Genomic DNA, 7,457 nt, shown 5'->3' on the forward strand with positions numbered 1-7,457 from the left:
GTCATTCTGGGGTTTGATCAGGGTCAGGTTTGCCAACCCCGATAAAGACGAATTTGAACGGCAGCATCCATAAAAACCCAAGCACGATATAGACCACCAGTTCCAACCAGAACGGCGGGCGGTCAAACAGCGACACCACAAACAGCGCCGCCACAATATACAGCGGCAAACCGACCAGCAGCACCACCAGCGACCAGCGTTTGCGTGCTTTGTAAGATAATGCCATCGCCTGTTTCCTTTTCAATCAACCCGAATTCAATCCGCGAACGGATCGGTGACCAGAATCGTATCTTCACGCTCTGGAGAGGTTGAAAGTAGGGCGACCGGGCATTGGATCAACTCCTCAATCCGGCGAACATATTTGATTGCGGCCCCCGGCAGGTCGGCCCAAGACCGCGCGCCTGCGGTGTTTTCGGTCCAACCCTCCATCTCCTCATAAATCGGGGTGCAGCGGGCTTGTTGGTCGGCTGCGGTGGGCAAATAATCCAACCGTGTGCCGTCCAGATCATAGCCAACACAGATTTTGATCACCGGGAAACCATCCATCACATCCAGCTTGGTCAACGCAATGCCGGTGACGCCCGAGGTGACGCAGGTTTGGCGCACCAACACCGCATCAAACCAACCGCAGCGGCGTTTGCGGCCCGTGACCGTGCCAAATTCATGGCCGCGTTCGCCCAAGCGTTCGCCGTCAGCATCTTTCAATTCCGCCGGGAACGGCCCTTCGCCAACCCGCGTGGTATAGGCTTTGACAATACCCAGCACGAAATCAATCGCGCCCGGCCCCATGCCGGTGCCCGTGGCCGCCTGACCCGCGATGACGTTGGAGGAGGTGACGAAAGGATAAGTGCCAAAGTCGATATCCAGCAGCGCGCCTTGCGCCCCTTCAAACAAAATGCGTTTGCCCGCGCGCCGCGCTTCGTTCAGCACTTTCCACACGGGCTTTGCATAGGGCAGCACTTGGGGCGCGATATCGCGCAATTGCGCCAGCAGCGCGTTGCGGTCAATCGGTTCTAACCCCAAACCCCGGCGCAGCGCGTCATGGTGGGTCAGCAGGCGGTCAACGCGCAACTCCAACGTGGCATCATCGGCCAGATCGGCCACGCGAATGGCGCGGCGGCCCACTTTATCTTCATAGGCCGGGCCAATGCCGCGGCCTGTTGTGCCGATCTTTGCGACCGATGTTTGATCCTCGCGGGCGCGGTCGAGTTCGCCATGGACAGGCAAAATCAGCACCGCGTTTTCAGCGATCATCAGGTTTTCAGTTGTGATATCAACACCCTGCCCGCGCAGTTTTTCAATTTCCATCACCAAATGCCACGGGTCCAACACCACGCCATTGCCGATCACCGACAGCTTGCCGCCGCGCACAATGCCCGAGGGCAGCAGCGACAGCTTGTACACTTTGCCATCAATAACCAACGTATGGCCTGCGTTATGCCCGCCTTGAAAGCGCGCGATGACATCGGCGCGCTCCGACAGCCAGTCCACAATCTTGCCTTTTCCTTCGTCGCCCCATTGGGCGCCGACTACAACGACATTGGCCATTCTAAAGATCCTTTTCGGCAGCGGTCAGGTTAGAAACCGCTTGGGGTATAGCCGCCCCTGCGCGCAGGTGAAACACCTAATTCGCGCGCCCTGGCCCTTGGATGGGGCGCGCACGCATCCGACCACAGGGCAACGGGGTTTCAAGGCGGGTAATTCATGGTTTTTTTGGTGCGGTGGCTGGGGGCGTTTGCCCTGTTGGCGGTGACATTCAACCCGACCCCGTGGAGTTTTACCCGCTGGGCGCAGGCGCAATACACCACGCAATTGTCGCTGGTCGTGCTGTTTGGGTTGCTGTTGACGGTCGCCTACCTCATCTATCTGGCGGCCACGTTGCGCTCGCTGGGCCTGTTTGGGATGCTGTTGGTCGCGGCGGTGTTTGGGGCCGTGATTTGGGTTTTGGTCGATTGGGGCGTGTTGGCAACCACCAATTCGGCGATGAACATCTGGCTGGGCATTTTGGCCCTGTCGCGGGTGCTGGGCATCGGCCTGTCGTGGAGCATTTTGTCGCAACGCCTGTCTGGCCAAGCTACGGTGGATAAGGTGGATGATTAACCCCTAAGAGTTAGCCCCCACAGCCAAAGTTTGCGCCGCCATGCCCGCATCGAAATAGACGTTATTGATCTGGCGCTGCCCCGCCTCATACGGTTTTGCCTGTTCCACGATCAACTGTTGGGTGGTCATGGTCAGGGCCGCAAGGGCGGTGTTCGCATCATGCAAATAAGGGGTCGCGGCGATGAAATCCGCACGCGATTGGGCAATCAGCGTGGCAAACTGTTCCCCCCCAACACCGGCTGGGATGCGGTTAAGCAACAAATCCCGGCTCAGGGCATAAGCATAGAAAAACCCAGTGAAAAACAGCGCCTCCAGCAAGATTTGGTCCAGCATGGCGGCGATAATGGGGCGTTTCGTGGGCGCTTGGCCCAGGGTGTGCTGCGCCAACAGGCCATTCACCGCCACGATCCGCCCGAAAAACTGCGACAGATGAACCTGCGCGTTCGGGTCCAGCGTTTTCAGGTCTTGGGTGTAATGAAAGGTCAGATAGGATTTGGTGCCGTCCGCCGCCACACGTTCAAACAGGGCGGCGATATCTGTGCAATAAATCGGGTCTTTTTCCTTGGGCAGCGCCGCGCCGCGCGCCAGACGGCCGCCCAAAACCACCACATCATAGGCGATCTGGTTCAGCACATCCAGCATGGATTCGATATAGTCAGGTTGGCGGGGCGGCAGGTTTGGGGCGGCAGGTTTGGGGCGGGGGCGAGGAGGGGGACGGGTGCGATCATGCTGTGGCCCACGGCCTTTTTGCCAAAGAATTTTGTCAGAATCATAATGCACCTTTGTCCTTTGACAAACCCGCCGATTGCCCCAAGGTTTGACCGATTCCTATGGCAGAACCAAGGCGCAGGCCCGGCGGTTTTCGGACGGGCTTACAGATGGGTTTGCAGTCGGGTTTACTGTGCGCCTTGCGGCCCCAATCGCACCGGGGCACCGTGCGGCGTGTCCAGATGCGCCTGCGTCCACGCGGCCTTTAGCGCGGCAAGGTGCGGCGCGTCCGCCTGCCCCAAATCCAGCAACAGCTGTTCCAGCGTTGCAAGCCACGCCAAATAATACGCTTCGCCCCCATCCGCAGCGCCGCCTTGCTTGCGCAAACTGGCCCCAAACCGCGCCGCCCAATCTGGCCAAGTGAACAGCCCCGCGCCCGACAGATGCACCGTGATTGCAAACACTTGCGCATGCCACGGGTCCGCAAATACGGGGGGATTGGCAGGGTTGGGGGGGATTTCGGGCAGCATCATGGGCGGCTTCATGGGGCTGCCTGCAAATAGCTTTGCCACAGATCCAACACCACCTCATCCAAGGGGTGTTCGGGATGGGCCCACAAATCGGAGGCCTTAAACGCCACAGCATACAGCGGCTCCGCTTGGTCGGGCGTCCCATGGGCGGCGGCGTCGGGCAGCACGTGGGTGCCGTGATGGCGTAAAACGCGGCCCCGCGTGCCCGCAGCATAGCGGGGCAAGCGCGTGTGCCCGCCCGCAACGCTGGTATTTTCCGCTTTGCGCCGCGTTTGCACCGCATCGCCCGCGCGAAACAACGGGGCCGTGTCACTGGGCCTGTCAGACGCCCCGCCTTTGGCCAGAACCCCTGCCACCGCATCGGCGCGCAGCGCACGTGGGTCAAGATCAATTGGGTCAAGGTCACTGGGGCCAAAATAACTGAGGGCGGCGGGACCGCCCGCCAGTTCGGCTCGCGTCACCACCCCTTTGGCCACCAACAAAGCCGCCAATCCGCCCAACCATTTTTCGTAATAGGAAAAACGAGTGTAATCTTGCGGCGACAGACATTCGCGGGCATGGCGCGAGGTGTCGATGTTCCACTTGCCCAACGCACCACAAGCCAGCGTGATCGCCAAAGCGCGGGCATGCCAATCAGCGTGAAATGCCGCATCATCCGTGGCAGGCACCACCGGCCCATCGCCAAACCGCCCGCCCATGTCATGGGGCCGCGTCACAGCAGCGCCGTCCCGATCATCCCGTCACGGGTAACGCGGGCGGCCAGCGCGTCTGCGCCCAACCCTTCGGTGCCAAGGGGGCGCTGCGGGATGACCAAATACCGCACCTCTGCCGTGGAATCCCAGACACGGACCGCACAGGTCGCAGGCAAGCTTACGCCAAAATCGGCCAACACCGCACGGGGTTCGCGCACCGCCCGCGCCCGGTAAGCATCGGATTTGTACCAATCGGGCGGGATGCCCAGCAGCGGCCACGGATAGCAACTGCACAGCGTACACACGACCATATTGTGCAAATCGGCAGTATTTTCCACCGCAACCATATGTTCGCCTTGCCGCCCGTAAAACCCCATCTCGCGCACCGCAGCTGTCGCATCGCGCAGCAAATAAGCGCGAAAATCAGGGTCGGTCCATGCCCGCGCCACCACAGCGGCCCCATTGCGGGGGCCAATTTTATAGGCATATGTTTCAATAATCGCATCAAGTGCTGCGGGATCCACAAGGCCCTTGGCGACCAGCAGCGTTTCCAGCGCCTTGACCCGCAACGCAGGGTCGGACGGCAGCAGCGCGTGGTCGGGATGGTGGTCTGAATGATCATGGAGCATGGCGGGTATGTTCCGCGCAAGGGGGCCGCCTGTCAACGCATAGCGTGACACGCACCCAAATCCACAAACACTCCCGCCCCCTTGGGGCTTGCCCCCGGCCCCAGTTGCGACTATTGAGATGCGTCACCCAAGCGGAAGCCAAAAGCCCTATGGAAAACGTCGTTCTTACCATCCACCTGATCCTTGCATTGTGCCTGATTGGCGTTGTGCTGATGCAACGCTCCGAAGGGGGTGGTTTGGGCATGGGGGGCGGCGGCAGCGGCGCTATGGCAGGGCGTGCGGCCGCGACCGCGCTGACCAAGGTGACATGGATTTTGGCGGTTGCTTTCATCATCACATCGATCACCCTGACGCTGATTGCAGCAGACAAAGCATCGGGAACATCCGTGGTGGACCAATTCGGCGGCACATCCCGCCCGATTGAGGCGCCAGTGGCCCCGTTGGGCACCGATTTGTTGCCCCCGGCCCCGGCAAATGCGCCCCTGACTCCGCCGCGTGCGGATGATGCGGCCCCGGCAACAGCCCCCGCCACACCGCCTGCGGGCAACTGACACAGGCTGCGCGGGCCCCAAACCTTGGGGCCCAAAATCTTGCGGGCACGTCTTTTATCCCATCATCATCTAGCGGCGCGGTTGCGCGCTGTTCTGTTTTCGGTTACGTCTCATCCCCCGTGATGGTGCGATTCTGAGACGCGTTATTGCATTGAAAATCGTTCACGGGGGTCCACCACATGGCACGTTATATCTTCATCACGGGTGGGGTTGTGTCCTCATTGGGCAAGGGGCTTGCCTCGGCAGCCCTTGGCGCATTGCTGCAAGCGCGGGGATATTCGGTGCGGCTGCGCAAGCTGGACCCATATTTGAACGTCGACCCCGGCACGATGTCACCGTTTGAACATGGCGAGGTGTTCGTGACCGATGATGGCGCGGAAACCGACCTTGATCTTGGCCATTACGAACGGTTCACCGGCGTGCCTGCGCGCAAAACCGACAGCGTGTCATCAGGGCGCATCTATTCCACCGTGCTGGAAAAGGAACGGCGCGGCGATTATCTTGGCAAGACCATTCAGGTGGTCCCCCATGTCACCAATGAAATCAAAGATTACCTGCGCATCGGCGAAGCGGAGGTCGATTTCATGCTGTGCGAAATTGGCGGCACCGTGGGCGACATCGAAGGCCTGCCGTTTTTTGAAGCGATCCGGCAGTTCATCCACGAACGCCCGCGCGGTGAATGTATCTTGATGCATCTGACATTGCTGCCCTATTTGGCCGCATCGGGCGAGTTGAAGACCAAACCCACCCAACACTCGGTCAAGGAACTGCAATCCATCGGCCTTGCGCCGGATGTGCTGCTGCTGCGCTCCGAACACCCAATCCCCGAAAAAGAACGCGAAAAAATTGCGCTGTTTTGCAATGTGCGCAAGGAATCGGTCATCGCCGCTTATGATCTGAAAACCATCTATGAAGCGCCGCTGGCCTATCACCGCGAGGGGTTGGACCAAGCCGTGCTGGACGCGTTCGGCATTTCCCCCGCACCCCGCCCCAACCTGACCCGCTGGGAAGATGTGATGGACCGCATCACCAATGCCGAAGGCGAAGTGCGCGTGGCGATTGTGGGCAAATACACCCAACTTGGCGATGCGTATAAATCAATTGCCGAGGCGCTGACCCATGGCGGCATGGCCAACCGCACCCGCGTGCGCATCGAATGGGTCGATGCCGAACTTTTTGAACGCGAAGACCCTGCCCCGCATCTGCAACGCTTTCACGCCATTCTGGTGCCCGGCGGTTTTGGCGAACGCGGCACCGAAGGCAAGATCAAAGCCGTGGAATTTGCCCGCACCCGTGGCGTGCCCTACCTTGGCATCTGTCTGGGCATGCAAATGGCCGTGATTGAGGCGGCGCGCCATTTGGCCGGCGTGACCAATGCAGGGTCTGAGGAGTTTGACCATGAAGCAGGCGAAAAGCGGTTTACGCCCGTGATTTATCACCTGAAAGAATGGGTGCAAGGCAACCATGTGGTGGAACGCAAACTGGGCGATGACAAAGGCGGGTCCATGCGCCTTGGGGCCTATAACGCCAAGCTGACGCCCGGTTCGCGCGTCGCCGAAGTCTATGGCACGCTTGAAATTGAAGAACGCCACCGCCACCGCTATGAGGTTGATATGACCTACCGCGACAAGCTGGAGGCTTGCGGGCTGATGTTTTCCGGCATGTCCCCCGACGGCAAACTGCCCGAGATTGTGGAGGTCAAAGGCCACCCATGGTTCATCGGCGTGCAGTTTCACCCGGAGTTGAAGTCAAAACCCTTCGCCCCGCATCCGTTGTTTGCTGATTTTATCAGGGCGGCGGTGGAGGCGTCTAGGTTGGTTTGAGGGGAGCAGAGAATGAAAAATAAAGTGCTGGTGAGCGTTGACTCCTTGCACCAACATTTTGGGGATCAATTAAGTTTTTTAAGGGCACCTCGATTTTTGACTGTTTTCGCGGCAACGGGATAGCAGGTTCCGCCCAAAGCGCGTCAGCGACCTTCAACTGACAGAGTGTTGCCTTGGGTTTGATGATGTGCTGCCCATTTCGCTTCGCGGACCTTCGGTTCAGGGCCGTTTTTGGCGATGCGCAGCATGATCTGCGTCTGTGTTCGCCCGTGTTTCAGGCTGGGTGAGGGTTGATGCGACCCAGTTGGGCGAGACGGCGCATGTTGTAGGTGAGATTCTTCATCCCGATTTTGGCCTTGGCCCGAACCAGACCGATCGTGCGCACGAGGGTGCCGCCCATGTCGTTGGCTTGCGCGCCAAAAAT

General features: G+C 59.8%; 9 protein-coding genes and 1 pseudogene. 3 read left to right on the plus strand and 7 right to left on the minus strand.

Annotated features, from left to right (window positions below):
• Position 1 precedes the first annotated feature (1 nt).
• The gene (locus tag BMY36_RS09220; RefSeq protein ID WP_050520922.1) at positions 2–226 is read right to left on the minus strand and encodes a DUF2842 domain-containing protein; all 225 of its coding nucleotides are present in this window, start codon (positions 224–226) and stop codon (positions 2–4) included.
• A 29-nt stretch (positions 227–255) separates the two neighbouring features.
• Positions 256–1,548: an adenylosuccinate synthase gene (locus BMY36_RS09225; protein WP_050520923.1), complete on the minus strand. Its 1,293-nt coding sequence runs from the start codon at positions 1,546–1,548 to the stop codon at positions 256–258.
• A 156-nt stretch (positions 1,549–1,704) separates the two neighbouring features.
• Between BMY36_RS09225 and BMY36_RS09230 the strand changes: the two genes are divergently transcribed.
• The gene (locus BMY36_RS09230) at positions 1,705–2,100 is read left to right on the plus strand and encodes a DUF6524 family protein (RefSeq protein WP_050520924.1); all 396 of its coding nucleotides are present in this window, start codon (positions 1,705–1,707) and stop codon (positions 2,098–2,100) included.
• Between the two features lie 3 nt (positions 2,101–2,103).
• Here the strand turns inward: BMY36_RS09230 and BMY36_RS09235 are convergent, their stop codons facing one another.
• From BMY36_RS09235 to nthA, 4 genes are all read right to left on the minus strand, one after another.
• Positions 2,104–2,880: a hypothetical protein gene (locus tag BMY36_RS09235; RefSeq protein ID WP_050520925.1), complete on the minus strand. Its 777-nt coding sequence runs from the start codon at positions 2,878–2,880 to the stop codon at positions 2,104–2,106.
• Between the two features lie 116 nt (positions 2,881–2,996).
• On the minus strand, positions 2,997–3,353 hold the full coding sequence (locus tag BMY36_RS09240; RefSeq protein WP_231579778.1) for a nitrile hydratase accessory protein: 357 nt from the start codon (positions 3,351–3,353) through the stop codon (positions 2,997–2,999).
• Positions 3,350–4,054 carry a nitrile hydratase subunit beta gene (gene nthB / locus BMY36_RS09245; protein WP_050520926.1) on the minus strand — a complete coding sequence of 235 codons (705 nt, stop codon included), beginning with the start codon at positions 4,052–4,054 and terminating at the stop codon, positions 3,350–3,352. Before nthB ends, BMY36_RS09240 begins: the two co-directional genes overlap by 4 nt.
• Positions 4,051–4,659 (minus strand): nitrile hydratase subunit alpha, encoded by a 609-nt coding sequence (nthA, locus tag BMY36_RS09250; protein WP_050520936.1) that lies wholly within the window; start codon positions 4,657–4,659, stop codon positions 4,051–4,053. The genes nthB and nthA overlap by 4 nt, the downstream gene beginning before the upstream one ends.
• 149 nt (positions 4,660–4,808) lie before the next feature.
• On the opposite strand from nthA, the gene secG reads away from it, so the two are divergent.
• Positions 4,809–5,210, plus strand: coding sequence for a preprotein translocase subunit SecG (gene secG, locus BMY36_RS09255; protein WP_050520927.1), 402 nt, complete (start codon positions 4,809–4,811; stop codon positions 5,208–5,210).
• Positions 5,211–5,389: 179 nt separating this feature from the next.
• Positions 5,390–7,033 (plus strand): CTP synthase, encoded by a 1,644-nt coding sequence (locus BMY36_RS09260; protein ID WP_050520928.1) that lies wholly within the window; start codon positions 5,390–5,392, stop codon positions 7,031–7,033.
• Positions 7,034–7,307: 274 nt separating this feature from the next.
• On the opposite strand, the pseudogene BMY36_RS19470 reads toward BMY36_RS09260, so the two are convergent.
• Positions 7,308–7,457 (minus strand): annotated as a pseudogene (locus tag BMY36_RS19470) (IS5/IS1182 family transposase); the annotation flags it as partial.

Origin of the sequence: Pseudorhodobacter antarcticus (assembly GCF_900110135.1) — a bacterium.
Lineage (GTDB): Bacteria > Pseudomonadota > Alphaproteobacteria > Rhodobacterales > Rhodobacteraceae > Pseudorhodobacter > Pseudorhodobacter antarcticus.

Bases quoted from the DNA above. Each gene is read 5' to 3' on its own strand.
- BMY36_RS09220 (WP_050520922.1), bottom strand. From the start codon at position 226: ATGGCATTATCTTACAAAGCACGCAAACGCTGGTCGCTGGTGGTGCTG.
- BMY36_RS09225 (WP_050520923.1), bottom strand. From the start codon at position 1,548: ATGGCCAATGTCGTTGTAGTCGGCGCCCAATGGGGCGACGAAGGAAAA.
- BMY36_RS09230 (WP_050520924.1), top strand. From the start codon at position 1,705: ATGGTTTTTTTGGTGCGGTGGCTGGGGGCGTTTGCCCTGTTGGCGGTG.
- BMY36_RS09240 (WP_231579778.1), bottom strand. From the start codon at position 3,353: ATGAAGCCGCCCATGATGCTGCCCGAAATCCCCCCCAACCCTGCCAAT.
- nthA (WP_050520936.1), bottom strand. From the start codon at position 4,659: ATGCTCCATGATCATTCAGACCACCATCCCGACCACGCGCTGCTGCCG.
- secG (WP_050520927.1), top strand. From the start codon at position 4,809: ATGGAAAACGTCGTTCTTACCATCCACCTGATCCTTGCATTGTGCCTG.
- BMY36_RS09260 (WP_050520928.1), top strand. From the start codon at position 5,390: ATGGCACGTTATATCTTCATCACGGGTGGGGTTGTGTCCTCATTGGGC.